This is a genomic window from Mycolicibacterium psychrotolerans (genome assembly GCF_010729305.1).
Lineage (GTDB): Bacteria > Actinomycetota > Actinomycetes > Mycobacteriales > Mycobacteriaceae > Mycobacterium > Mycobacterium psychrotolerans.
In genome coordinates this window covers 3,964,460-3,989,203 of record NZ_AP022574.1, presented here as the reverse complement: position 1 = coordinate 3,989,203, position 24,744 = coordinate 3,964,460, and the positions used below count along the sequence as shown (strand labels likewise).

The window sequence follows — 24,744 nt, the reverse complement described above, 5'->3', positions numbered from 1 at the left end:
CCGATGCGCGTGTCACCGTCGGCGGCGCTCGCCGTGGCACTGCTCTCGCTGGGCGTCTCGGCGGCCGCGCTGGTCCGTTCCCTCGACAGCAGCGCCGACTACACCGACGCCCAGCGCGCCGAGGCGACGGCGACGATCTGCACCGCCTTCGCCACCGTCCGGACCGGGGTCGCGACGAACACGAACGTGACACCGCCCGACGACGTCAGTGGCGCGCTCGCGGCCGCCGCCAACGCCCGCCTGGCGCTGTCGGACGGCGGCCAGTACCTGCTCGCTCGCCTGGACCCCGCCACGCCGGCCGATCTGGCCGCGGAGGTGACGAGGTTCGCCGACGCGCTGATGGACATCGGCGCCGCGGCGACGGCGGGAGTTCCCAACACCGATCCGGCGCAGGCCAAGCGGCTGGAGGGTGCGGAGGCCGCCAGCGCCGCCGTCAGCAACCGCTGCCGGTGAGCCTCAGGCCGTCGCGGTGCCCCGGCGCAGCAGCGAGAGCACGACCGCCGCGGTGGCGAACAGTCCCGAGAACACGCGGTTGAGCAGCGTCTGCTGGCGCGGGGTGCGCAGCCACGTCAGCAACCGGACCGCCAGCCCGGTGTAGAGGCCCATCACCACCAGGTCCACGGCGACCATCGTCACCCCGATCGCGAGGTACTGGGGAAGCAGCGGCGCCGTCGGCACCACGAACTGCGGCATCACCGCGAGGAAGAACAGCAGGCCCTTCGGGTTGGTGGCGTTGACCAGGAAGCCGCGTGCCACCAGCGACGCGCGCCCACCGGCGACCACCCGGTCCACCTGGGTGCGCAGGTCCACCGCGGCGGTGCGCCACTGCCGGACCGCGAGGTAGGCCAGGTAGGCCACGCCCACCCACTTGATGATCGTGAACGCGAGAATCGAGTTGGCCACCGCGGCTCCGAGACCGACGGCGACCAGCGTCAGCTGCAGCATCAGACCGATCTCGAGGCCGATGATGCTCCAGTAGCCGCGCCGCACCCCGTGCGTCAGGCCGGTGGCCATCGACTGGATGGCGCCGGCGCCGGGGGAGACGGCGATCAGGATGGCCGCGCCGAAGAAGGCCAGCCACATCGACGTGCTCATCAGGCGATGTCGGCGACGAACACCCCGGACCGCTTGGCCACCATCTGCGCCATCCGCGGCAGCGACGGGTCCGTGGTGCCTGCAGGCAGCACGCGCGGCCGCACCAGGTGCAGCTCCTTGGCGCCGATCCGGATGTCGGCCTCGCCCGCGGCGAGCACGTTCTTGACCCAGTTGGTCTTGCCGTGCGCGAGCCCGATCGCCAGCACCGAGCCCTTGCGGTACGGCGTGACGATCGTCTCGTAGTCCTTGCCGGACGTGCGGCCGCGGTGCTTGATCACGCCGAGGCCCGGCATCCGCTTCGACAGCGGACGCAGCAGCGGATTGATGTACTTGATCTGCAGCCGCTCGAACCACGGCGGGAAGATCATCGGCACGCCGGGCGCGTTGTTGGGGTGGCTGCTTCTGTTCGGTCGATCGGACATGACGCCTCCGATACTGATTTGTGCTGCTCTGGGACAATGGTCAGCGTGAATGTATCGTCCCGGCTCCTGCGGCGCATCGACCTGCGTGGTGCGACGCTGTCGACGGCCCGTCTGCGCACCGCCCTGCCCCGCGGCGGTGTCGACGTCGACGCGGTGCTGCCCACCGTCCGGCCGATCGTCGACGCGGTCGCGGACCGCGGCGCCGACGCGGCACTCGAGTACGGCGCCTCCTTCGACGGTGTCCGGCCCGACCAGGTGCGGGTGCCTGCCGACCGGCTGGCGGCGGCGCTGGCCGAGCTCGACGCCGGCGTCCGTGCCGCCCTCGAGGTCGCCATCGATCGGGCCCGCGCTGTGCACGCCGACCAGCGCCGCACCGACACCACCACCACGCTCGCCCCCGGCGCGACCGTCACCGAGCGGTGGGTGCCCGTGGAACGGGTGGGCCTCTACGTGCCGGGCGGCAACGCCGTCTATCCGTCCAGCGTGGTGATGAACGTGGTCCCGGCGCAGACCGCCGGCGTCGACTCCCTGGTGATCGCCAGCCCGCCGCAGGCCGATTCGCAGGGTGCGTTCAGGGGCCTGCCGCACCCGACGATCCTGGCCGCCGCCGCACTGCTCGGCGTCGACGAGGTGTGGGCGGTCGGCGGTGCACAGGCGGTCGCGCTGCTCGCCTACGGCGGCACCGACACCGACGGGGGCGAACTCGCCCCGGTCGACATGATCACCGGACCCGGCAACATCTACGTCACCGCCGCCAAGCGGATCTGCCGCTCGCGGGTCGGCATCGACTCCGAGGCCGGTCCCACCGAGATCGCGATCCTGGCCGACCACACCGCCGACCCGGTGCACGTCGCGGCCGACCTGATCAGCCAGGCCGAGCACGACGAGATGGCCGCCAGCGTGCTGGTCACCGACAGCACCGCGCTGGCCGACGCCACCGACGCCGAGCTGGCCGTGCAACTGGAGACGACGGTGCACCGCGCGCGGGTGACGGCCGCGCTCAGCGGCGAGCAGTCGGCGATCGTGCTGGTCGACGACATCGACGCCGGTCTGCGCGTCGTGAACGCCTACGCCGCCGAGCACCTCGAGATCCAGACCGTCGACGCCGCCGGCGTTGCCGGCCGGGTCCGATCCGCGGGCGCCGTCTTCATCGGTCCGTGGGCGCCGGTCAGCCTGGGCGACTACTGCGCCGGGTCGAACCACGTGCTGCCCACGGCCGGATGTGCGCGCCACTCGAGCGGCCTGTCGGTGCAGACGTTCCTGCGCGGCATCCACGTCGTCGACTACACCGAGGCGGCGCTCAAAGACGTCGCCGGTCACGTGATCACGCTGGCGCAGGCCGAGAACCTGCCCAGCCACGGCGAAGCGGTGCGCCGGAGGTTCGAGAGGTGAGCCCCCGCCGGACCGTGACCCTCGACGAGCTGCCGCTGCGCGAGGACCTGCGCGGAAAATCGCCGTACGGGGCCCCGCAGCTCGCGGTGCCCGTGCGGCTGAACACCAACGAGAATCCGCACCCGCCCACGCAGGCACTGATCGACGACGTCGCCGCATCGGTGCGCGAGGCCGCCGCCGAACTGCACCGCTACCCCGACCGCGACGCCGTGGCACTGCGCACCGACCTGGCCGGCTACCTGACCGCGCAGACCGGGGTCCGCGTGGGCGTCGAGAACGTCTGGGCCGCAAACGGTTCCAATGAGATCCTGCAGCAGCTTCTGCAGGCCTTCGGCGGCCCGGGCCGCAGCGCGATCGGCTTCGTGCCGTCCTACTCGATGCACCCGATCATCGCCGACGGCACGCAGACGGCCTGGCTGGTCGCTCACCGCGCCGACGACTTCGGCCTCGACGCGGCCGTGGCGGCCACCGCGATCAAGGAGCACAATCCCGACGTCGTGTTCGTCACCAGCCCCAACAACCCGTCGGGACAGAGCATTTCGCTCGACGACCTGCGGCTGCTGCTGGACGCCATGACCGGGGGCGTCATGATCGTCGACGAGGCCTACGGTGAGTTCTCGTCCCAGCCCAGCGCGATCGGGCTCATCGACGAGTACCCGGCGCGGCTGGTGGTGTCGCGCACCATGAGCAAGGCGTTCGCGTTCGCCGGTGGCCGGCTGGGCTATCTGGTCGCGGCGCCCGCCGTCGTCGAGGCGATGCTGCTGGTCCGCCTGCCGTACCACCTGTCGTCGCTGACCCAGGCCGCCGCGCGGGCCGCCCTGCGTCACGCCGACGACACCCTCGGTAGTGTCGCGACGTTGATCAGCGAACGGGAGCGGGTGTCGAAAGCGTTGACCGGCATGGGTTTCCGGGTGATTCTCAGCGATGCGAACTTCCTGCTGTTCGGGGAGTTCGCCGACGCCGCCGCCACGTGGCGGGCCTATCTCGACGACGGCGTGCTGATCCGCGACGTCGGCATCCCCGGATATCTGCGCACCACCATCGGCCTCGCCGAGGAGAACGACGCGCTGCTCAACGCCAGCGCCCGACAAGGAGTGAAGTGACCCGTCCCCACAGGTACGCCAAGGTCGAACGCAAGACCAGGGAATCCGACATCGTCGTCGAGCTGGACCTCGACGGCACCGGGCAGGTGAGTGTCGAGACCGGGGTGCCGTTCTTCGACCACATGCTCACCTCGCTGGGCACCCACGCCCGCTTCGACCTGAGGGTCAAGGCCGTCGGCGACATCGAGATCGAGGGCCACCACACCATCGAGGACACCGCGATCGTGCTGGGCCAGGCGCTGGGGCAGGCGTTGGGCGACAAGACGGGCATCCGCCGCTTCGGTGACGCGTTCATCCCGATGGACGAGTCGCTGGCGCACGCCGCGGTGGACGTCTCGGGCCGGCCCTACTTCGTGCACACCGGCGAACCGGACTTCATGGTGGAGTTCACCATCGCCGGATCGCAGGCGCCCTATCACACCGTGGTGAACCGGCACGTCTTCGAATCCCTGGCGTTCAACGCGCGCATCGCGCTGCACGTGCGCACCCTCTACGGGCGGGATCCGCACCACATCACCGAGGCGCAGTACAAGGCCGTGGCGCGCGCCCTGCGCCAGGCCGTCGAGTACGACGAGCGGGTCAGCGGGGTTCCGTCGACCAAAGGGACGTTGTGACAACCAAACTCGTCGTGCTGGACTACGGCTCGGGCAATCTCCGGTCGGCGCAGCGTGCGCTCGAGCGCGTCGGTGCCGAGGTCGAGGTGAGCGCCGACCCGGGTGCCGCGATGGCCGCGGACGGCCTGGTGGTGCCGGGCGTCGGCGCGTTCGAGGCGTGCATGTCCGGGCTGAGGAAGGTCGGCGGTGACACGATCATCGCCGACCGTGTCGCGGCCGGGCGGCCGGTGCTCGGCGTGTGCGTGGGCATGCAGATCCTGTTCGCCCGCGGCGTCGAGTTCGGTGTCGAGACGGCGGGATGCGGGCAGTGGCCGGGCTCGGTGGTCCGGCTCGACGCGCCGGTGATCCCGCACATGGGGTGGAACGTGGTCGACGCCCCCGCGGACAGCGTGCTGTTCGCGGGCATGGATCCGGCCACCCGGTTCTATTTCGTGCACTCCTACGCCGCCCAGCAGTGGGAGGGCGACCCTGACGCGGTGCTGACATGGGCGACGCACCATGTCCCGTTCCTGGCCGCCGTCGAGGCAGGTCCGTTGTCGGCCACCCAGTTCCATCCCGAGAAGAGCGGGGACGCCGGCGCCGAGTTGCTGTCCAACTGGATCGGGGCGCTAAGTTGACCGGCGTGAACGCACCGAAGCTGGTCCTGTTGCCCGCCGTCGACGTGGTGGAGGGGCGCGCCGTGCGCCTGGTGCAGGGGCAGGCGGGCAGCGAGACCGAGTACGGCTCGGCACTGGACGCGGCGATGACGTGGCAGCGCGACGGCGCCGAGTGGATCCACCTGGTCGACCTCGACGCGGCGTTCGGCCGCGGCTCCAACCGGGACCTGCTCGCCGAGGTCGTCGGCAAGCTCGATGTGGCCGTGGAGCTCTCCGGCGGTATCCGCGACGACGAGTCGCTCGCCGCGGCACTGGCCACCGGGTGCGCCCGGGTCAACCTCGGCACGGCGGCGCTGGAGAACCCGCAGTGGTGCGCCCGCGTGGTCGCCGAGCACGGGGACAAGGTCGCGGTCGGGCTCGACGTGTTGATCGACCCTTCCTTGCCTGGCGGCGGGCACCGACTCCGCGGCCGCGGCTGGGAGACCGACGGCGGCGATCTGTGGACGGTGCTCGACCGCCTCGACGCCGAAGGCTGCTCGCGTTTCGTCGTCACCGACGTCACCAAGGACGGCACCCTGAACGGGCCCAACCTCGAGCTGCTGGCGTCGGTGTGCGAGCGCACCGACGCGCCGGTCATCGCGTCCGGCGGGGTGTCGAGCCTCGACGACCTGCGGGCGATCGCGACCCTGACCGGGGCCGGCGTCGAGGGTGCGATCGTCGGGAAGGCCTTGTACGCCGGTCGATTCACGTTGCCGCAGGCACTCGCCGCGGTCGGCGCGTGACCCTCGACAATCAGCAGCTCTCGGAGCTGCTCGACACGGCTGCGGGCATCCTCGACGGCGCCTCGACGCAGTTCGTCGCCGGGCATCGCGCCGATTCCGCGGTCGCCAAGAAGGGCGACGACTTCGCCACCGAGGTCGACCTCGCGATCGAACGCCGGGTGGTCGCCGAACTCCAGCGGCTGACCGGCATCGGCGTGCACGGCGAGGAGTTCGGCGGCGAGTCGGTCGACTCGGAGATGGTGTGGATTCTCGACCCGATCGACGGGACGTTCAACTACGCCGCGGGGTCGCCGATGGCGGCGATTCTGCTGGGGCTGCTGGTCGACGGCGAACCGGTCCTCGGCCTGACGTGGCTGCCGTTCATGGCGCAGTGCTACACCGCGATCGTCGGCGGCCCGGTGCGCTGCAACGGCGACGAGCTCGCGCGCCTCGAGCACGGTGACGTCCGTGACGCGATCGTCGGGACCGGCACCTTCAACATCGACTCGCGAGGGCGCTACCCCGGCAGGTACCGCGCGACGGTGCTGGCGAATCTCAGCAGGCAGTGTTCGCGGATGCGCATGCACGGGGCCACCGGCATCGACCTCGCCTACGTCTCGGCCGGAATCCTCGGCGGCGCAATCAGTTTCGGCCATCACATCTGGGACCACGCGGCGGGGGTCGCGCTGGTGCGCGCGGCCGGTGGCGTCGTCACCGACCTCGCCGGAGAGCCCTGGACGGTGACGTCGCCGTCGGCGCTGGTCGCCGTGCCGGGAGTGCACGAGCAGATGCTCGAGATCGTCTCCTCGGCGGGGGATCCGAAGGACTACCTGTGAGCACCGGAGGCGATGTCGCGACCCGGGTGATCCCCTGCCTGGACGTCGACGCCGGCCGCGTCGTCAAGGGGGTGAACTTCGAGAACCTGCGTGACGCCGGGGATCCCGTCGAGCTGGCCGCCGTCTACGACGCCGAGGGCGCCGACGAGTTGACGTTCCTGGACGTGACGGCGTCGTCGTCGGGCCGTTCGACGATGCTCGAGGTGGTGCGGCGCACCGCCGAACAGGTCTTCATCCCGCTGACCGTCGGTGGCGGCGTGCGCTCGGTGGCCGACGTCGACATGCTGCTGCGCGCCGGGGCGGACAAGGTGTCGGTGAACACCGCCGCGATCGCCCGCCCGGAACTGCTCTCCGAGCTCTCCCGGCAGTTCGGATCGCAGTGCATCGTGCTGTCGGTCGACGCGCGCACCGTGCCCGAGGGTGCCGAACCCACGTCGTCGGGCTGGGAGGTCACCACCCACGGCGGTCGGCGGGGGACCGGCATCGACGCGGTGGAATGGGCCACCCGCGGCGCCGAGCTCGGCGTCGGCGAGATTCTGCTGAACTCCATGGACTACGACGGCACCAAGGCCGGATTCGACCTCGCCATGCTGCGCGCGGTGCGCGGTGCGGTGTCGGTGCCGGTGATCGCGAGCGGCGGCGCCGGCGCGGTGGAACATTTCGCGCCCGCCGTTGTTGCAGGAGCCGACGCGGTGCTGGCGGCCAGCGTGTTCCACTTCGGGGAGCTGACCATCGGCCAGGTGAAAGCGGCGATGGCGGCGGAAGGGATAACCGTCCGATGAGCGTGACTCTGGACCCGGCGATCTCGTCGCGGCTCAAGCGCAACGCGGACGGCCTGTTCGCCGCCGTGGTGCAGGAGCGCGGCACCGGCCAGGTTCTGATGGTCGCGTGGATGGACGACGACGCGTTGGCCCGCACGCTGGAAACCCGTGAGGCGACGTACTTCTCGCGATCACGCGGCGAGCAGTGGATCAAGGGTGCGACGTCGGGCCACACCCAGCGGGTGCACTCGGTGCGGCTCGACTGCGACGGTGACACCGTGCTGCTCGAAGTCGACCAGGTCGGCGCCGCGTGCCACACCGGCGACCACACCTGCTTCGACGGCGACCTGCTGCTGGATCAGGCCGACTGACGCCGGCGCAGCGCGTCGAGCGCCTTGTCGGCGTGGGTGTCCATGCTGAACTCGCTGGCGATCACGTCGAGCACGGTGCGGTCGGTGTCGATCACGAACGTCGTGCGCTTGACGGGCATGAACTTGCCCAGCAGGCCCCGCTTGACCCCGAACTGCGTCGCCACCGTTCCATCGGTGTCCGACAGCAGCGGGTAGTCGAACTTCTGCTGGTCGGCGAACCTCGCCTGCTTGTCCACCGGGTCGGCGCTGATGCCCACCCGGGTGGCGCCGACCGCGGCGAACTCGGCCGCCAGGTCACGGAAGTGGCACGCCTCCTTGGTGCACCCCGGTGTCATCGCCGCCGGGTAGAAGAACAGCACGATCGGCCCATCGGCGAGCAACCCGCTCAGGCTCCTCGTCGTCCCGGTCTGGTCCGGCAGTTCGAACTCGGCCACGGTGTCGCCACGATTCATGGTTCTCACCGTACGTCTGGGACAATGCCGGTGTGCAGTCCACCGCCAGCCTCGCTCTGACGTCGCGTGAGGACTTCCGGGCGTTGGCCGCCGAGCACCGTGTGGTGCCGGTGACCCGCAAGGTGCTCGCCGACAGCGAGACGCCGCTCTCGGCGTACCGCAAGCTCGCCGCGAACCGGCCCGGAACGTTCCTCCTGGAGTCCGCGGAGAACGGCCGATCCTGGTCGCGGTGGTCGTTCATCGGCGCAGGCGCCCCGTCCGCGCTGACCGTGCGCGACGGCCACGCCGCGTGGCTGGGCGTGACGCCGCAGGACGCCCCCGTCGGCGGGGATCCGCTCGAGGCGCTGCGCGCGACGCTGACGCTGCTCGAGACCGCGGCCCTGCCGGGTCTGCCGCCGCTGTCGTCGGGGCTGGTGGGATATTTCGCCTACGATTTCGTGCGCCGGCTCGAGCGGTTGCCCGAGCTCGCGGTTGACGATCTCGGTCTGCCCGACATGGTGCTGCTGCTGGCCACCGACATCGCGGCGCTCGACCATCACGAGGGCACCATCACGCTGATCGCCAACGCGGTGAACTGGAACGGCACCGACGAGCGGGTCGACGAGGCCTATGACGACGCGGTCGCCCGGCTGGACGTGATGACCGCGGCGCTGGGCGAACCGCTGGCCTCGACGGTGGCGACGTTCAGCAGGCCGGCGCCTCTGCACCGGTCGCAGCGCACCGTCGAGGAGTACACCGCGATCGTCGACAAGCTCGTCGGCGACATCGAGGCGGGTGAGGCCTTCCAGGTGGTGCCGTCGCAGCGGTTCGAGATGGACACCGACGCCGATCCTCTTGACGTCTACCGGATGCTGCGGGTCACCAACCCCAGCCCGTACATGTACCTGCTCAATGTGCCGAACGCCGAAGGCGGACTGGACTTCTCGATCGTCGGGTCCAGCCCGGAGGCGCTGGTCACCGTCAAGGACGGCCGCGCCACCACCCATCCGATCGCGGGCACCCGCTGGCGCGGCGACACCGAGGAGGAAGACGTCCTGCTCGAGAAGGAACTGCTCACCGACGAGAAGGAGCGGGCCGAGCACCTGATGCTCGTCGACCTCGGCCGCAACGACCTGGGCCGCGTGTGCATGCCGGGCACGGTGAAGGTCGAGGATTACAGCCACATCGAGCGCTACAGCCACGTGATGCACCTGGTGTCGACGGTGACGGGCATGCTCGCCGAGGGCAGGACGGCGCTCGACGCGGTGACCGCCTGCTTCCCGGCCGGCACGCTGTCCGGGGCGCCGAAGGTGCGCGCGATGGAGCTGATCGAGGAGGTCGAGAAGACCCGTCGGGGCCTCTACGGTGGCGTGCTCGGTTACCTGGACTTCGCAGGCAACGCGGACTTCGCGATCGCGATCCGGACCGCGCTGCTGCGCGGCGGCACCGCCTACGTGCAGGCGGGCGGCGGCGTCGTCGCCGACTCGAACGGCCCGTACGAGTACAACGAGGCGGCCAACAAGGCCCGCGCGGTGCTGAGCGCGATCGCGGCGGCCGAGACGTTGAGCGAACCGTGACCCGCCTCGGGCAGCTGCTGCTGGTGGTGGCCGCGGGCGGGCTGTGGGGCGCGTCGCGCCTGACGTGGGTGCAGGTCACCTCGTTCGACGGGCTGACCCATCCCAAGACCGACGATCTCACCGGGGCCACCTGGTCCACGGCGCTGATCCCGCTGGCGCTGGTGGTGCTGGCGGCGGCGGTGGCGGCGCTGGCGGTGCGGGGCTGGCCGCTGCGCATCCTGGCGGTGCTGGTGGGTGCCGCCAGCGCGGCGATGGGTTATCTGGCGATCAGCCTGTGGGTGGTTCCCGACGTCGCGGCCCGGGCGGCCCGCCTCGCCGAGGTCCCGATCACCGACCTGGTCGGCACCGAACGGCACTCGACGGGTGCGGTGCTCACGCTGGTCGCGGCGGCGCTGTCACTGGTCGGCGCGGTGCTGCTGCTCAGGTCGGCGACGCGGGGTCGCGCAGACGCGGGGCGGTACACGCGCCGCCGCACCGACGCCGAGGAGCCGGGCGCCGCGATGTCGGAGCGGATGATCTGGGATGCGCTCGACGCCGGGCAGGACCCGACCACGCCGGACAACAAGGGGCGGTGACGGGCTGTGGTGTGGTGGCGACTACCCTTCGTTAGGAGTCAAACGGCCGTCAGGGGAAGGGAAACGACAGCTATGGGTTCGGCAACCGTCCTCGACTCCATTCTCGAAGGAGTCCGTGCCGACGTTGCCGCTCGCGAGGCCGTCGTCAGCCTGGCCGAGGTCAAGGAGAAGGCCAAGCGTGCGCCCGCGCCGCTGGACGTGATGGCCGCGCTGCGTGCGCCCGGCATCGCGGTAATCGCCGAGGTGAAGCGTGCGAGCCCGTCGCGCGGCGAGCTGGCGTCCATCGCCGACCCGGCCGAGTTGGCCCGCGCCTACCAGGACGGCGGCGCACGGGTCATCAGCGTGCTGACCGAGCAGCGCCGGTTCAACGGCTCGCTCGACGATCTCGACGCGGTCCGCGCGGCGGTGTCGATTCCCGTGCTGCGCAAGGACTTCATCGTGCGGCCCTACCAGATCCACGAGGCCCGCGCCCACGGCGCCGACCTGTTGCTGCTGATCGTCGCGGCCTTGGAGCAGCCCGCACTGGAGTCGCTTCTCGAACGCACCGAATCGCTGGGCATGACCGCCCTGGTCGAGGTGCACACCGAGGAGGAGGCCGACCGGGCGCTGCAGGCCGGAGCCAGGCTGATCGGTGTCAACGCCCGTGACCTGAAGACGCTCGAGGTCGACCGGGACTGCTTCGCGCGGATCGCGCCGGGGCTGCCCAGCAATGTCATCCGGGTCGCCGAGTCGGGGGTGCGGGGGACCGCCGACCTGCTGGCCTACGCCGGCGCGGGCGCGGACGCCGTGCTCGTCGGTGAAGGCCTGGTCACCAGTGGAGATCCCCGCAGCGCCGTCGCTGACCTCGTCACCGCCGGTACGCATCCGTCGTGCCCGAAACCAGCGCGCTAAGTGACGGCACATCTCGGACCGGAACTGCCGCGCGCCAGCGCGGCGGTGGCCGAACCCACCGCGCACGATCCCGATGCCCGCGGCCATTTCGGCGTGTACGGCGGCAGGTATGTGCCCGAGGCGCTGATGGCCGTCATCGAGGAGGTGACCGCCGCGTACGAGAAGGCGCGCGGCGACCAGACGTTCCTCGACGAGCTGGACCGGTTGCAGCGCCACTACACCGGCCGCCCGTCCCCGCTGTACGAGGCGGAACGGATGAGCCAGCACGCCGGCGGCGCCCGGATCTTCCTGAAGCGGGAAGACCTGAACCACACGGGTTCTCACAAGATCAACAATGTGCTCGGGCAGGCGCTGCTGGCACGGCAGATGGGCAAGAAGCGGGTCATCGCCGAGACCGGCGCCGGCCAGCACGGCGTCGCGACAGCGACCGCTTGTGCGCTGCTCGGTCTGGAGTGTGTGGTCTACATGGGCGCCGTCGACACCGCGCGCCAGGCGCTCAACGTGGCGAGGATGCGGCTGCTCGGTGCGACGGTGGTGTCGGTCGAGTCGGGGTCGAAGACGCTCAAGGACGCGATCAACGAGGCGTTCCGCGACTGGGTCACCAACGCCGACAACACGTACTACTGCTTCGGCACCGCGGCGGGACCTCACCCGTTCCCGATGATGGTCCGCGATTTCCAGCGGGTCATCGGCCTGGAGGCCCGTGCCCAGATGCTCGACCAGGCCGGCCGACTGCCGGACGCCGTGGTCGCCTGTGTCGGCGGCGGGTCAAATGCGATCGGCATCTTCCATGCGTTCATCGACGACCCCGACGTGCGCCTGGTCGGCTACGAGGCCGCCGGTGACGGCGTCGAGACCGGGCGGCACGCGGCCACGTTCACCGGGGGATCGCCGGGCGCCTTCCAGGGCTCGTATTCGTACCTGCTGCAGGACGAGGACGGCCAGACCATCGAATCGCATTCCATCTCGGCGGGTCTGGACTACCCGGGTGTCGGGCCGGAGCATGCGCTGCTCAAGGACATCGGCCGGGCGCAGTACAAGCCGATCACCGACACCGAGGCCATGGACGCGCTGTCTCTGCTCAGCCGCACCGAGGGCATCATCCCGGCCATCGAGTCGGCCCATGCGGTGGCCGGTGCGATGAAGCTGGGCGCCGAACTGGGCCCCGGAGCGATCATCCTGATCAACATGTCCGGACGCGGGGACAAGGACGTCGAAACCGCGGCGCGCTGGTTCGGGCTGCTCGAGGACGGCGCCAGATGAGCCGGTTGGCAAGTGTTTTCGCGTCCTGTCGGGACGAGGGCCGGGCAGCGCTGATCGGCTACCTGCCGACCGGGTTCCCGGATGTGGACACCTCGATCGACGCGATGGTCGCCCTCGTCGAGGCGGGCTGCGACGTGATCGAGGTCGGCATCGCCTATTCGGACCCGGGCATGGACGGCCCCACCATCGCCGCGGCGACGGAGGTCGCGCTGCGGGGCGGTGTGCGGGTGCGCGATACGTTCCGTGCCGTCGAGGCGATCAGCAATGCCGGCGGCAACGCCGTGGTGATGACCTACTGGAATCCTGTGTTGCGCAAGGGTGTCGACGCGTTCTCGCGCGACCTGGCCTCGGCCGGCGGGCTCGGGATGATCACGCCGGACCTGATTCCGGACGAGGCCGGCGAATGGCTGGCCGCTTCCGAGGCGCACGACCTCGACCGGATCTTCGTGGTCGCACCGTCGTCGACGCCGGAGCGGCTCAGCGCGACGGTGGATGCGTCACGGGGGTTCGTGTACGCGGCGTCGACGATGGGCGTCACCGGTGCGCGCGACGCGGTGTCCAACGCGGCGCCGGAACTCGTGCGGCGGATCAAGGAACTCTCCGACATCCCGGTCGGTGTCGGTCTGGGCGTGCGGTCGCGTGAGCAGGCGGCGCAGATCGGCTCCTACGCCGACGGGGTGATCGTCGGGTCGGCGCTGGTGTCGGCGTTGACCGATGGTGTCCCCGCGATGCGGGCACTGACAGAAGAATTGGCTGACGGGGTACGGCAGAGGATCACTGCGTGACATCGACGGTCTTGGCGTACATCCCGAGTCCTTCGCAGGGTGTGTGGCACCTCGGCCCGTTCCCGCTGCGGGCCTATGCGCTGTTCATCATCGCAGGCATTGTGGCCGCGCTTGTCCTCGGCGACCGGCGCTGGGTGGCGCGCGGCGGCGAGCCCGGCGTCATCTACGACGTCGCGCTGTGGGCGGTGCCGTTCGGTCTGATCGGTGGCCGGCTCTACCACGTCATCACTGACTGGCGGACCTACTTCGGCGAGGACGGAGCGGGATTCGCGGCCGCGCTGCGGATCTGGGACGGCGGGCTCGGCATCTGGGGCGCGGTGGCGCTGGGCGGTATCGGAGCGTGGATCGCGTGCCGGCGGCGGGAGATACCGCTGCCCGCGTTCGGCGACGCGATCGCGCCGGGAATCATTCTCGCCCAGGCGATCGGGCGGATCGGAAACTACTTCAACCAGGAGCTGTACGGACGCGAGACCACGCTGCCGTGGGGCCTGGAGATCTACGAGCGGGTGAATTCGGCGGGCGTGCCGGACTCGCTGAACGGGGTGTCGACCGGCGAACTCATCCAGGTGGTCCACCCGACGTTCCTGTACGAGTTGCTGTGGAACCTGCTCGTGTTCGCGGCGCTGCTGATCATCGATCGCCGGTTCCGCATCGGGCACGGCCGGCTGTTCGCGATGTACGTGGCCGGATACTGCATGGGCCGATTCTGGATCGAGTTGATGCGCAGCGACGCGGCGACGCACCTGGCGGGCATCCGGGTCAACTCCTTTACGTCGACGTTCGTGTTCATCGGCGCGGTGGTGTACGTCATGGCGGCGCCGAAGGGCCGCGAGGATCCGGCGTCGCTGCGCGGCAAGCAGGAGGGCGACGAGTCCCGCGTCGAAGAGTTGGTCAAGGATCTGGCGGTCGGAGCCTCGACATCGGGTGTGGTCGCTGCAGCGACCGTCGCCGCCGAGGATGACGAGAAGTCGGTGGCCCAGGCGGCCGAGGACGACGCCGTCGAGACCGACGTCCTCGTCGGGCGGGAAGCGGACCTGGAAACCGTCGAGGGCGACCAGGTCGCCGACGGTGAGGAGCTGGTCGTCGAGTCTGTGGACGAACCGGGCTCTGAAGCCGATCTCGCTACCGAGTCCGAGCCCGAAACGGGTGTCGGATCGCTTGAAGCAGACGAGGTCGCGGACGCTGTTGATGAGGCGGACGAGGCACACGCGGTAGCCGTCGAGGGCGAGGAAGCTGCTGAGGCGCTGGTTGAGCCTGAGGACGTGACCGATGAGCCTGAGGCCGCTGAGCCTGAGGCAGGGCTGGGGTCGGTCGAGGGCGATGAGGTCGTGGATGCTGTTGATGAGGCGGACGAGGCACACGCGGTAGCCGTCGAGGGCGAGGAAGCTGCTGCGGCGCTGGTTGAGCCGGAGGGCGAGTCCGGGGGCGCTGAGCCTGAGGCGGGTCTTGGGTCGGTCGAGGGCGATGAGGTCGCGGAGGCTGTAGGCGATGCTGCGGTGGCGCATGAGCTCGCCGTCGAGGGCGAGGACGCTGCTGAGGCGCTGGTCGAGCCGGAGGACGTGACCGATGAGCCTGAGGCGGTCGATGATTCCGCGGTCGCGCACCAGGTTGCCGTTGAGGGCGAAGACGCTGCTGATGCGCTGACCGATCAGGTTGACGCCGAGACCAATGGCGGCGAGAGCCAGCCCGTGGCTGAGCCCGAGTCCGAGGCGGGTCTGGGGTCGGTCGAGGGCGATGAGGTCGCGGAGGCTGTCGGCGATGCTGAGGTCGCGCACCAGGTTGCCGTTGAGGGCGAGGACGCTGCTGAGGCGCTGACCCCCGATCAGGCCGTGGCTGAGCCCGAGTCCGAGGCGGGTCTGGGGCCGGTCGAGGGCGATGAGGTCGCGGAGGCTGTCGGCGATGCTGAGGTGGCGCACGAGGTCGCGGTCGAGGGCGAGGACGCTGCTGAGGCGCTGACCGATCAGGTCGACGCCGAGACCAATGGCGCCGAGAGCGAGCCCGTGGCTGAGCCCGAGTCCGAGGCGGGTCTGGGGCCGGTCGAGGGCGATGAGGTCGCGGAGGCTGTCGGCGATGCTGAGGTCGCGCACCAGGTTGCCGTCGAGGGCGAGGACGCTGCTGAGGCGCTGACCCCCGATCAGGCCGAGGCCGAGCCTGAGTCCGAGGCGGGCCTGGGGTCGGTCGAGGGCGAAGACGCCGCTGAGGCGCTGGCCGATCAGGTCGAAGCCGAGACTGATGGCGCCGAGAGCGAGCCCGAGGTCGAGATCGCTGAGGTTGAGCCCGAGCCGGAGGCGGGCTTGGGGTCCGTCGAAGGTGATGAGGTCGCCGCGGCTGCCGACGATGCCGCCGAGGCGCACAACGTTGCCGTCGAGGGCCAGGATGCTGCCGAGGCGCTCGCCGACGAGACCGCTCCGGAAGCCGCATCAAACGACGCTGAGCCGGCCGATGTATCCGCGCAGGCCGACCCGGCAGAAGAAGGCACGGACGCGGCTGAGGCTCTCGCGGGCGGGGACACGGAGACCGTGGAGTCGTCAGACGAGCCGGCCGCCGACGCCAGCGACGAGGCCGCTGCGGTCGATGACGATGCTCCGGTCTCCGACACAGCAGCCTTCGAGGGCGCCGACGCAGCGGAAGCTCTCACCGCCGACTCGGAGCCAGCCGCGCCAACGTCACCTCCGTCCACGCAGTCTCGCGAATTCCGCACTCGGACAACCATCCCCGCAGAGGTCGGTCAGCGGGTCCGGCAGTTTATCCGTCGGCGCAGGAACCGCTGACAGTTATCCACAGGCGCGAAATTCGCGCCGGACGGTGTCGGCCGCTGTCACTACAATCGAATGTATGTTCGATACCGGTGATCCGGCCGCGCTGATCGACGCGATGGCTGCGGCCTCGCGTGCGGAGTCTGCGGCGATCGCCCAGCGCCTCAACGCCATCGCCAGCCTTTACCAGGTGCGCTGCCGCGACTACGAAGAGGCCCAGTTCTGGCGGACCGATGTGTTCGAGGCGGTCGCGGCTGAGGTGTCTGCGGCGCAGAACATCAGCCGTGGCCGCGCGGGTAACCAAGTACGGCTTGCTGTTTCGTTGTATCAGCGGTTACCGCAGGTGGCGGCGGTGTTCGCCCGCGGCGATATCGACTACCGCGTGCTGCAGGCGGTGATCGCGCGCACCGCGAACGTCGAGGACGACATCATCGGCGGCCTGGACGAGTCGCTGGCCGGTCAAGTCCGCAAGTGGATGCGGTTCTCGAAGGCCAAGCTGCGCGATCGCATCGACGTGTGGGTGGCCGACTACGATCCCGCCGCCGTCCGTGTCCCGCCGACGGTGGAGCAGAACTGCTACCTCGAGGTGGAACCCCACCTCGAGGCGGCGGGGATGGCGATGGTCGGGGGTGTCCTGGATGCGGTCGACGCCGCGGCGTTCGATCAGCGGCTGGATCTGATCGCAGACTCGGTGTGCGCCAACGATCCACGATCGAAAAAGCAACGCCGCGCCGCTGCCTGTGGCGCGCTCGGGCGAGGCGAGGGGTCGTTGGCGTGCCTGTGCGGATCGCCCGACTGCCCCGCCGCGAAGATCCGCGAGTCCGCCGCGCAGGTGGTCGTCCACGTCCTTGCTGAGCAGGCGACGCTGGAGGGGACCAGCCGGCGGCCCGGTTATCTGGCCGGGTTCGGTGTGCTGCCGGCCGAGTCGGTGCGCACCGCGGCGAAGGCGGCGAAACTCAAGCCGGTGCGGCTGCCCAGCAGTGAGCCCGAATCGGGCTATCGGCCCTCGGCCGGGCTGCGGGATTTCCTGCAGTGGCGCGATCTGACCTGTCGGTTTCCGGGGTGTGACCGCCCGGTGGCCGGGTGCGATCTGGACCATACGAAGCCGTGGCCGTTCGGACCGACGCATGCCTCCGGGCTGAAGCATTACTGCCGTACCGATCATCTGATCAAGACGTTTTACACCGGGCCCAACGGGTGGCGTGACGAGCAACTTCCCGACGGCACGATCATCCTCACGGCTCCGACTGGTCACGTCTACCGCACTGAGGCGCACGGGGGGATCCTGTTTCCCGGGTTGGCGGTACCGACCGCGTCGGTGGCCACCACGACGCCGACAGACGGGGTCGGTCGCACCGCGATGATGCCGATGCGCACGACAACCCGAGAACAGGACCGCCGCGAGCGGATCCGACAGGAGCGAAGGCGGCGCCTCGAACTCAACGCCGAACAAGAACGCCAACGACAGGCCTGGCTGGCCGCCACCTACGAACCCCCGCCATTCTGAGTCGACGGTCTGGCATGCTTGGGGCATGACCGAGCCGCAGTTCAGTGGCAATGAGGGTGGCAATCCCTACACGCCTCCGCCGCAGCAACCCGGATACCCGCCGCCGGGGCAGCAGTACGGTCCGCCGCCGGGGCAGTATCCGCCCCCGCTCGGCCAGTATCCGCCGGCCTACATGGACCCGGCCGCGCCCTACGGTCGGCACCCGCTGACCGGGGAGCCGCTGTCAGAGAAGTCGAAGGTGGTCGCTGGACTACTTCAGTTGCTCGGCCTCCTCGGGCTGGTCGGCATCGGCCGCATCTACCTCGGCTACACAGGTCTGGGCATCGCTCAGCTCGTCGTCGGCCTCATCACCTGCGGCATCGGCGCTGTCATCTGGGGCATCATCGATGCGGTCCTGATCCTCACCGACAAGGTGCGCGACCCCGAGGGGCGTCCCCTGCGCGATGGCACCTAGCCCGCCGACCACCCGCCGGAACCGGCTGCTCATCGGCCTCGGTACCGGGGCCGCCCTGGTGGGCAGCCTCGCCTACATCGGCATCGGCGATCCCCATAGTCCGCGCTTCCTGTTCCCGGCCTGCCCGTTCAAAGCCCTCACAGGCTGGAACTGCCCGGCCTGCGGCGGACTGCGCATGACCCACGATGTGCTCCACGGTGATCTGGCCGCTGCGTTCGTCGACAATGCCTTCCTGCTCATCGGCCTACCGCTGCTGCTCGCGTTCGTGATCGTGCAGCGCTCCCGGGGGAAGACCGTGTCCAGCATGCCGATGCTCGCCGTCATCATCGCAGCTGCCGTTGTATGGACGGTCGCCCGAAATCTGCCCGGATTCCCGCTGGTCCCGACCGTTCTCACCGGGTAGCCGCGCACCCCCGCTGATACACTCGCGCGACGGGCCGGTGCAGTCCCTGACAACGAAATTCAGGACTGCGAGGAGCATCGTCCATGCTGTTCTCGGCATTGCCCGAACCCCAAGGCCTCTACGATCCCGCCAACGAGGCGGACTCCTGCGGTGTGGCCATGGTGACCGACATCCAAGGCCGCCGCTCCCACTCGATCGTCACCGACGGTCTGATCGCCCTGGAGCACCTCGAGCACCGCGGCGCGGCGGGTGCGGAACCCAACAGCGGCGACGGCGCCGGCATCCTGATCCAGCTCCCCGTCGAGCTTCTGCGCGAGGCCGTCGACTTCGATCTGCCCGCACCCCACCCCGACGGCACGAACACCTTCGCCGCCGGCATCTGCTACCTCCCGCAGGATCCGGGCGCCCGCGACGACGCGTGCGCGGCCATCGCCGCGATCGCCGCAGAAGAAGGCCTCGAGATCCTCGGCTGGCGTGAGCTTCCCGTCGATCCCGACGGCGCCGAGGTCGGCCAGACCGCGCTCGGCTGTATGCCACACATGGCGCAGTTGTTCGTCGCGGCACCCGAACACCACGGCGTGCGTCCCGGCGGCATCGACCTCGACCGCCGGGTGTACCCCCTGCGCAAGCGTGCCGAGCGCGGCGAGGTCTACTTCCCGTCGCTGTCCAGCCGCACCATGGTCTACAAGGGCATGCTGACCACACTGCAGCTGCCGGAATACTTTCCGGATTTGCGCGACGAACGCTGCATGAGCGCGATCGCCATCGTGCACAGCCGCTTCTCGACGAACACGTTCCCCTCGTGGCCGCTGGCCCACCCGTTCCGGTTCGTCGCCCACAACGGTGAGATCAACACCGTGCGCGGCAACCGCAACCGCATGCACGCCCGGGAGGCCATGCTCACCAGCAGCAAGATCCCCGGCGAACTCGACCGGCTCTCACCGATCTGCACCCCCGGCGCCTCGGACTCCGCGTCGTTCGACGAGGTCCTCGAACTTCTCCATCTCGGCGGCCGCAGCCTGCCCCACGCCGTGCTGATGATGATCCCCGAGGCGTGGGAGAACAGCGCCACGATGGACGACGCCGAGCGCGCCTTCTGGCAGTTCCACGCCTCGCTGATGGAACCCTGGGACGGTCCGGCCTGCGTCACCTTCACCGACGGCATCCTCGTCGGAGCAGTGTTGGACCGCAACGGATTACGGCCGGGACGCTGGTGGCGTACGATCGACGACCGCGTCATCCTCGCAAGCGAGAGCGGCGTCCTCGACGTGCCGTCGGCGCAGATCGTCGCCAAGGGCCGCCTGCAGCCGGGCAAGATGTTCCTGATCGACACCGCCGCGGGCCGCATCATCTCCGACGACGAGGTGAAAGAAGGCCTGGCCCAGGCCGAGCCCTACGGCGAGTGGCTGCACGCCGGCCTTCTCGACCTCAAGACGCTGCCCGAGCGCGCCCGCGTTGCACCCAATCACGAGTCGGTGGTCCGCCGCCAGATCAGCTTCGGCTACACCGAGGAAGACCTGCGGATCCTGCTCACACCGATGGCCGCTTCTGGCGCCGAACCCCTGGGCTCGATGGGCACCGACACCCCGGCCGCTGTGCTGTCCCAACGGTCCAAGCTGCTCTACGACTACTTCGTCGAGCTCTTCGCCCAGGTGACCAACCCGCCCCTGGACGCCATCCGCGAGGAGGTGGTCACCTCGATGTCACGGGTGATGGGACCCGAGCACAACCTGCTCGAACCGTCGGCGGCGTCCTGCCGTCAGATCACGCTGGGCTGGCCCGTACTCGACAACGACGAACTCAACAAGATCGTGCACATCAACGACGATGGTGAGCAGCCCGGCCTACGCACCGCCGTACTGAAGGCCCTCTACCGCGTCGAACGCGGGGGCGAGGGTCTGGCCGACGCTCTCGAAGACCTGCGCCTGCGCGCCTGCGACGCCATCGCCAAAGGCGCCCGGACCCTGGTGATCTCGGACCGCGACTCCGACCACACCAAGGCGCCGATCCCGTCGTTGTTGGCCGTGTCCGCCGTGCACCACCACCTCGTGCGGACCAAGCAGCGGACCACCGTTGCGCTGGTCGTCGAGACCGGGGACGCCCGCGAGGTGCACCACATCGCGATGCTCATCGGTTTCGGCGCGGCCGCGGTCAACCCGTACCTGGCCTTCGAGTCCATCGAGGACCTCATCAGGGAGGGCGAACTCACCGGCATCGAGCCCGCCACCGCGGTGCGCAACTACCTCAAGGCGCTGGGCAAGGGCGTCATGAAGGTGATGAGCAAGATGGGCATCTCGACGGTCGCCTCTTACACCGGCGCGCAGGCCTTCGAGGCGGTCGGCATCGACTCCGACGTCATCGACGAGTACTTCACCGGCACCCCCACCCAGCTCGGCGGCATCGGGCTCGACGTCATCGCCGAAGAGGTCAAGCTGCGGCACCGCCGCGCCTACCCGGAGAACCCCACCGAACGGGTGCACCGCCGCCTCGAGGTCGGCGGCGAGTACGTCTTCCGCCGCGAAGGGGAGCTGCACCTGTTCACCCCGGAAGTGGTTTTCCTGCTGCAACATTCGACCCGCACGGGCCGCTACGAGGTTTTCGAGAAGTATTCCGATGAGGTCAACCGGCTCGCCCGCGACGGTGGTGCGCTGCGCGGGTTGTTCGAGTTCAAGAAGGATGTGCGCCCGCCGGTGCCGCTGGACGAGGTGGAGCCGGTCGAGTCGATCGTCACCCGGTTCAACACCGGCGCCATGAGCTACGGATCCATCTCCGCCGAGGCGCACGAGACGATGGCCATCGCGATGAACAGGCTCGGCGGTCGCTCCAACAGCGGGGAGGGCGGCGAGGACGCCGATCGGCTGTACGACCCACTGCGCCGCAGCGCCGTCAAGCAGGTGGCCTCCGGCCGGTTCGGCGTCACCAGCGACTACCTGGTCAACGCCACCGACATCCAGATCAAGATGGCTCAGGGTGCCAAACCCGGTGAGGGTGGCCAACTTCCGGGCTACAAGGTGTACCCGAACATCGCCAAGACCCGGCACTCGACGCCGGGTGTCGGGCTGATCTCCCCGCCGCCGCACCACGACATCTACTCGATCGAGGACCTGGCTCAGCTGATCCACGACCTGAAGAACGCCAACGCCGACGCGCGCATCCACGTCAAGCTCGTCAGCTCGGTCGGGGTCGGCACCGTCGCCGCGGGTGTCTCCAAGGCGCACGCCGACGTCGTGCTCATCTCCGGCTACGACGGCGGCACCGGCGCGGCACCGCTGACCAGTCTCAAGCACGCCGGTGCTCCGTGGGAGATCGGCCTGGCCGACACGCAGCAGACCCTGGTGCTCAACGGGTTACGCGACCGCATCACGGTGCAGTGTGACGGCGGCATGCGCACCGCACGCGATGTCATGGTGGCGATGCTGCTCGGCGCGGAGGAGTTCGGTTTCGCCACCGCCCCGCTGGTGGTGTCGGGCTGCATCATGATGCGGGTGTGCCATCTCGACACGTGCCCGGTGGGAGTGGCCACCCAGAATCCGGAGCTGCGCGCCCGCTACACCGGCAAGCCCGAGTTCGTGGAGACCTTCTTCCGGTTCATCGCCGAGGACATCCGCAGCAACCTCGCCGAACTCGGGTTCCGCAGCGTCGACGAGGCCGTCGGGCACGCCGAGCTGCTCGACACCGATCCCGGTGTCGCGCACTGGAAGAGCAAGGGCCTGGACCTGCGCCCGATCTTCGCCGTGCCCGCGAACACCGAGCAGCGCCGGCGAGTGCGCGGCCAGGAGCACGGCCTGGACCAGGCCCTGGACCGGACGCTGATCCAGCTGTGCGAGGGCGCGTTGGAGGATGCTCATCCCGTCCGGCTGGAGCTGCCGGTGCGGAACGTGAACCGGACGGTCGGAACGCTGCTCGGCAGCGAGGTGACCCGCCGCTACGGCGCCGACGGCCTGCCCGACGACACCATCCACGTCACGTTGACGGGCTCGGCGGGCCAGTCCATCGGTGCGTTCCTGCCGCCGGGCATCACCCTCGAACTCATCGGCGACGCCAACGACTATGTCGGCAAGGGCCTTTCGGGCGGGCGGGTGATCGTCAAACCGCAGGACGACGTGCTGTTCCTGCCCGAGGACAACGTCATCGCCGGGAACACCCTGCTCTACGGCGCCACCTCCGGCGAGGTGTTCCTGCGGGGCCGCGTCGGAGAGCGGTTCGCCGCGCGCAATTCCGGCGCCCTCGCGGTCACCGAAGGTGTCGGCGACCATGCCTGCGAGTACATGACCGGGGGGCGCGTCGTCGTGCTCGGCCCGGTGGGCCGCAACATGGCCGCCGGGATGTCGGGCGGCATCGCCTACGTGCTGGGGCTGAATCCGAGCCGGGTCAACACCGACATGGTGGATCTGCAGGCCCTGGATCCCGAGGACCTGCTGTGGCTGCGTGATGTCGTTGCGCGGCACGCCCACCACACCGGGAGCACCGTCGCGACGTCGGTGCTGTCGGACTGGCCGCGCCGCAGCGCCCAGTTCACCAAGGTCATGCCCCGCGACTACCAGCGGGTGCTGCAGGCCACCCGGATGGCCAAGGCCGAGGGTCGAGACGTCGACGCAGCGATCATGGAGGCAAGTCGTGGCTGATCCGCACGGTTTCCTGGAGGTGGCGAAGGTCGAGGCCGCCAAACGTCCCGTCGACGAGCGGGTCGGTGACTGGCGTGAGGTGTACGAACAGCAAGACCCGCACCAGCGGGCCGGCGAGGTCTCTCAGCAGGCACGCCGCTGTATGGATTGCGGAATTCCATTCTGCCACAGCGGAAGTGCGGGCTGTCCGCTGGGCAACCTGATCCCGGAGTGGAACGACCTGGTGCGCCGGGGCCGCTGGGACGCGGCCAGCGAGCGGCTGCACGCCACCAACAACTTCCCGGAGTTCACCGGCCGGCTCTGTCCGGCTCCGTGTGAGGCCGCCTGCGTGCTGTCGATCGCCGAGGAGCAGACCGGCGGCAGCGTGACGATCAAGCGGATCGAGCAGACCATCGCCGACCAGGCCTGGATGGACGGCACCGTCGAGCCCCAGCCCGCCGCGATCGCCACCGGAAAGCGCGTCGCGGTGGTGGGATCCGGGCCCGCCGGGCTGGGGGCGGCGCAGCAGCTCACCCGTGCCGGCCATGACGTGACGGTCTACGAACGCGACGACCGCATCGGCGGCCTGATGCGCTACGGCATCCCGGAGTACAAGCTGGAGAAGGCGACGCTGAACCAGCGGCTGGCCCAGATGCGCGCGGAGGGAACACGTTTCGTCACCGAGTGCGAGGTCGGCGTCGACGTGACGATCGACGCGTTACGCGCCCAGTACGACGCCGTGGTGCTCGCGGTCGGCGCGCTGCGCGCCCGCGACAGCGGGGTCGAAGGCCGGCATCTGACCGGCGTGCACCTCGCCATGGAGCACCTCGTGCCTGCCAACAAGGAATGCGAGGGCGACGGGCCGAGTCCGATCTCGGCCGAGGGCAGACACGTCGTGATCATCGGCGGCGGTGACACCGGCGCAGACTGCCTGGGCACCGCACACCGGCAGGGCGCCGCGTCGGTGACCCAACTGGACTACAACCCCGAACCGCCCGAGTACCGCGACGACTCGCAATCGCCGTGGCCGATGTGGCCCGTCGTGCTGCGGACCCGGCTCTCGCCCGCCCACGCCGAAGGCGGCGACCGCCGCTACCAGGTCGCGGTGCAGCGGTTCCTCGGCGACGACGAGGGCAACCTGCGCGCCCTGGAGATCGCCGAGGTGAAGGTCGAGCGCGACGAGGCGGGCCGGCGCCGCATCACACCGGTGGGGCAGTCGCTGGAGATCCCGTGCGATCTTGCCCTGCTCGCGATCGGTTTCGACGGGGTCGAGCACATGCCGCTGCTGGACGGTCTCGGGCTGACGCTGACAGGGCGTGGCACGCTGCGCTGCGGTCAGGACTGGCAGACCGACGCGCCCGGCGTGTTCGTCTGTGGCGACGCTCACCGTGGCGCGTCGCTGATCGTCTGGGCCATCGCGGAGGGCCGCAGCGCGGCCCATGCGGTGGACACCTACCTGATGGGCGAGTCGGACCTTCCCGCGCCGGTCAGGCCCGGTGCGCTCCCGCTGGCCGTCATCTGAATCGATTAACGACTATGCTCGGCAT

General features: G+C 69.9%; 23 protein-coding genes. 20 read left to right on the top strand and 3 right to left on the bottom strand.

Translation table 11 applies throughout. The annotated features are described in order from the left end of the window. The first annotated feature begins 3 nt into the window (after nucleotides 1-3). A complete protein-coding gene (locus G6N45_RS19410; protein WP_163723749.1) occupies nucleotides 4-453 on the top strand; it encodes a hypothetical protein in 450 nt (149 codons plus the stop codon). Nucleotides 454-456: 3 nt separating this feature from the next. Here G6N45_RS19410 and G6N45_RS19405 read toward each other — a convergent pair whose 3' ends face one another. Further along, complete coding sequence (locus tag G6N45_RS19405; RefSeq protein WP_163723747.1) at nucleotides 457-1,095, bottom strand: LysE family transporter; 639 nt, start codon at nucleotides 1,093-1,095, stop codon at nucleotides 457-459. Continuing rightward, complete coding sequence (locus G6N45_RS19400) at nucleotides 1,095-1,517, bottom strand: nitroreductase family deazaflavin-dependent oxidoreductase (RefSeq protein WP_057146377.1); 423 nt, start codon at nucleotides 1,515-1,517, stop codon at nucleotides 1,095-1,097. Before G6N45_RS19400 ends, G6N45_RS19405 begins: the two co-directional genes overlap by 1 nt. Nucleotides 1,518-1,553: 36 nt before the next feature. Between G6N45_RS19400 and hisD the strand changes: the two genes are divergently transcribed. From hisD to hisI, 8 genes are read left to right on the top strand one after another with little or no spacing between them, the layout of a single operon-like run. Continuing rightward, nucleotides 1,554-2,909, top strand: a complete 1,356-nt coding sequence (gene hisD, locus G6N45_RS19395) for a histidinol dehydrogenase (RefSeq protein WP_163723745.1) — start codon at nucleotides 1,554-1,556, stop codon at nucleotides 2,907-2,909. Beyond that, nucleotides 2,906-4,012 carry a histidinol-phosphate transaminase gene (locus G6N45_RS19390; RefSeq protein ID WP_163723743.1) on the top strand — a complete coding sequence of 369 codons (1,107 nt, stop codon included), beginning with the start codon at nucleotides 2,906-2,908 and terminating at the stop codon, nucleotides 4,010-4,012. The genes hisD and G6N45_RS19390 overlap by 4 nt, the downstream gene beginning before the upstream one ends. After that, nucleotides 4,009-4,626, top strand: coding sequence for an imidazoleglycerol-phosphate dehydratase HisB (gene hisB / locus G6N45_RS19385; protein WP_163723740.1), 618 nt, complete (start codon nucleotides 4,009-4,011; stop codon nucleotides 4,624-4,626). Before G6N45_RS19390 ends, hisB begins: the two co-directional genes overlap by 4 nt. Then, nucleotides 4,623-5,243, top strand: coding sequence for an imidazole glycerol phosphate synthase subunit HisH (gene hisH, locus G6N45_RS19380; protein WP_163723739.1), 621 nt, complete (start codon nucleotides 4,623-4,625; stop codon nucleotides 5,241-5,243). Before hisB ends, hisH begins: the two co-directional genes overlap by 4 nt. Then, nucleotides 5,240-6,004 (top strand): bifunctional 1-(5-phosphoribosyl)-5-((5-phosphoribosylamino)methylideneamino)imidazole-4-carboxamide isomerase/phosphoribosylanthranilate isomerase PriA, encoded by a 765-nt coding sequence (gene priA / locus G6N45_RS19375; protein ID WP_179965206.1) that lies wholly within the window; start codon nucleotides 5,240-5,242, stop codon nucleotides 6,002-6,004. The genes hisH and priA overlap by 4 nt, the downstream gene beginning before the upstream one ends. Beyond that, nucleotides 6,001-6,819 (top strand): inositol monophosphatase family protein, encoded by an 819-nt coding sequence (locus G6N45_RS19370; protein WP_163723737.1) that lies wholly within the window; start codon nucleotides 6,001-6,003, stop codon nucleotides 6,817-6,819. The genes priA and G6N45_RS19370 overlap by 4 nt, the downstream gene beginning before the upstream one ends. Beyond that, nucleotides 6,816-7,601, top strand: coding sequence for an imidazole glycerol phosphate synthase subunit HisF (gene hisF, locus G6N45_RS19365; RefSeq protein ID WP_163723735.1), 786 nt, complete (start codon nucleotides 6,816-6,818; stop codon nucleotides 7,599-7,601). Before G6N45_RS19370 ends, hisF begins: the two co-directional genes overlap by 4 nt. A gap of 2 nt (nucleotides 7,602-7,603) precedes the next feature. After that, complete coding sequence (gene hisI / locus G6N45_RS19360) at nucleotides 7,604-7,951, top strand: phosphoribosyl-AMP cyclohydrolase (protein WP_163728737.1); 348 nt, start codon at nucleotides 7,604-7,606, stop codon at nucleotides 7,949-7,951. On the opposite strand, the gene G6N45_RS19355 is transcribed toward hisI, so the two are convergent. Next, nucleotides 7,939-8,403 carry a peroxiredoxin gene (locus tag G6N45_RS19355; protein WP_163723733.1) on the bottom strand — a complete coding sequence of 155 codons (465 nt, stop codon included), beginning with the start codon at nucleotides 8,401-8,403 and terminating at the stop codon, nucleotides 7,939-7,941. The genes hisI and G6N45_RS19355 overlap by 13 nt on opposite strands. 32 nt (nucleotides 8,404-8,435) lie before the next feature. On the opposite strand from G6N45_RS19355, the gene G6N45_RS19350 reads away from it, so the two are divergent. The 11 genes from G6N45_RS19350 to G6N45_RS19300 all read left to right on the top strand — a co-directional run bounded on the left by G6N45_RS19350 (nucleotide 8,436) and on the right by G6N45_RS19300 (nucleotide 24,719). Further along, nucleotides 8,436-9,959, top strand: a complete 1,524-nt coding sequence (locus G6N45_RS19350) for an anthranilate synthase component I (RefSeq protein WP_163723731.1) — start codon at nucleotides 8,436-8,438, stop codon at nucleotides 9,957-9,959. Then, entirely contained in the window at nucleotides 9,956-10,534 is a 579-nt protein-coding gene (locus G6N45_RS19345) for a TIGR02234 family membrane protein (protein ID WP_163723729.1), read from the top strand. The genes G6N45_RS19350 and G6N45_RS19345 overlap by 4 nt, the downstream gene beginning before the upstream one ends. A gap of 72 nt (nucleotides 10,535-10,606) precedes the next feature. Then, nucleotides 10,607-11,425: an indole-3-glycerol phosphate synthase TrpC gene (gene trpC / locus G6N45_RS19340; protein WP_163723727.1), complete on the top strand. Its 819-nt coding sequence runs from the start codon at nucleotides 10,607-10,609 to the stop codon at nucleotides 11,423-11,425. Further along, nucleotides 11,426-12,688, top strand: coding sequence for a tryptophan synthase subunit beta (trpB, locus tag G6N45_RS19335; protein WP_163723725.1), 1,263 nt, complete (start codon nucleotides 11,426-11,428; stop codon nucleotides 12,686-12,688). Continuing rightward, nucleotides 12,685-13,473: a tryptophan synthase subunit alpha gene (gene trpA / locus G6N45_RS19330; protein WP_057146364.1), complete on the top strand. Its 789-nt coding sequence runs from the start codon at nucleotides 12,685-12,687 to the stop codon at nucleotides 13,471-13,473. The genes trpB and trpA overlap by 4 nt, the downstream gene beginning before the upstream one ends. Beyond that, a complete protein-coding gene (lgt, locus tag G6N45_RS19325; protein ID WP_163723723.1) occupies nucleotides 13,470-16,244 on the top strand; it encodes a prolipoprotein diacylglyceryl transferase in 2,775 nt (924 codons plus the stop codon). Before trpA ends, lgt begins: the two co-directional genes overlap by 4 nt. A 64-nt stretch (nucleotides 16,245-16,308) precedes the next feature. After that, nucleotides 16,309-17,736: an HNH endonuclease signature motif containing protein gene (locus G6N45_RS19320; RefSeq protein WP_163728734.1), complete on the top strand. Its 1,428-nt coding sequence runs from the start codon at nucleotides 16,309-16,311 to the stop codon at nucleotides 17,734-17,736. Nucleotides 17,737-17,761: 25 nt separating this feature from the next. After that, nucleotides 17,762-18,190 carry an NINE protein gene (locus G6N45_RS19315; RefSeq protein ID WP_057146361.1) on the top strand — a complete coding sequence of 143 codons (429 nt, stop codon included), beginning with the start codon at nucleotides 17,762-17,764 and terminating at the stop codon, nucleotides 18,188-18,190. Beyond that, nucleotides 18,180-18,593 carry a DUF2752 domain-containing protein gene (locus G6N45_RS19310; RefSeq protein ID WP_163723721.1) on the top strand — a complete coding sequence of 138 codons (414 nt, stop codon included), beginning with the start codon at nucleotides 18,180-18,182 and terminating at the stop codon, nucleotides 18,591-18,593. The genes G6N45_RS19315 and G6N45_RS19310 overlap by 11 nt, the downstream gene beginning before the upstream one ends. A gap of 83 nt (nucleotides 18,594-18,676) precedes the next feature. Beyond that, nucleotides 18,677-23,218, top strand: coding sequence for a glutamate synthase large subunit (gltB, locus tag G6N45_RS19305; protein WP_163723719.1), 4,542 nt, complete (start codon nucleotides 18,677-18,679; stop codon nucleotides 23,216-23,218). Next, nucleotides 23,211-24,719 (top strand): glutamate synthase subunit beta, encoded by a 1,509-nt coding sequence (locus G6N45_RS19300; protein WP_163723717.1) that lies wholly within the window; start codon nucleotides 23,211-23,213, stop codon nucleotides 24,717-24,719. Before gltB ends, G6N45_RS19300 begins: the two co-directional genes overlap by 8 nt. Nucleotides 24,720-24,744: the final 25 nt, after the last annotated feature.

Bases quoted from the DNA above. Each gene is read 5' to 3' on its own strand.
- trpC (WP_163723727.1), top strand. From the start codon at position 10,607: ATGGGTTCGGCAACCGTCCTCGACTCCATTCTCGAAGGAGTCCGTGCC.
- trpA (WP_057146364.1), top strand. From the start codon at position 12,685: ATGAGCCGGTTGGCAAGTGTTTTCGCGTCCTGTCGGGACGAGGGCCGG.
- G6N45_RS19320 (WP_163728734.1), top strand. From the start codon at position 16,309: ATGTTCGATACCGGTGATCCGGCCGCGCTGATCGACGCGATGGCTGCG.
- G6N45_RS19405 (WP_163723747.1), bottom strand. From the start codon at position 1,095: ATGAGCACGTCGATGTGGCTGGCCTTCTTCGGCGCGGCCATCCTGATC.
- G6N45_RS19410 (WP_163723749.1), top strand. From the start codon at position 4: ATGCGCGTGTCACCGTCGGCGGCGCTCGCCGTGGCACTGCTCTCGCTG.
- G6N45_RS19315 (WP_057146361.1), top strand. From the start codon at position 17,762: ATGACCGAGCCGCAGTTCAGTGGCAATGAGGGTGGCAATCCCTACACG.
- G6N45_RS19400 (WP_057146377.1), bottom strand. From the start codon at position 1,517: ATGTCCGATCGACCGAACAGAAGCAGCCACCCCAACAACGCGCCCGGC.
- hisD (WP_163723745.1), top strand. From the start codon at position 1,554: ATGGTCAGCGTGAATGTATCGTCCCGGCTCCTGCGGCGCATCGACCTG.
- G6N45_RS19355 (WP_163723733.1), bottom strand. From the start codon at position 8,403: ATGAATCGTGGCGACACCGTGGCCGAGTTCGAACTGCCGGACCAGACC.
- gltB (WP_163723719.1), top strand. From the start codon at position 18,677: ATGCTGTTCTCGGCATTGCCCGAACCCCAAGGCCTCTACGATCCCGCC.
- G6N45_RS19310 (WP_163723721.1), top strand. From the start codon at position 18,180: ATGGCACCTAGCCCGCCGACCACCCGCCGGAACCGGCTGCTCATCGGC.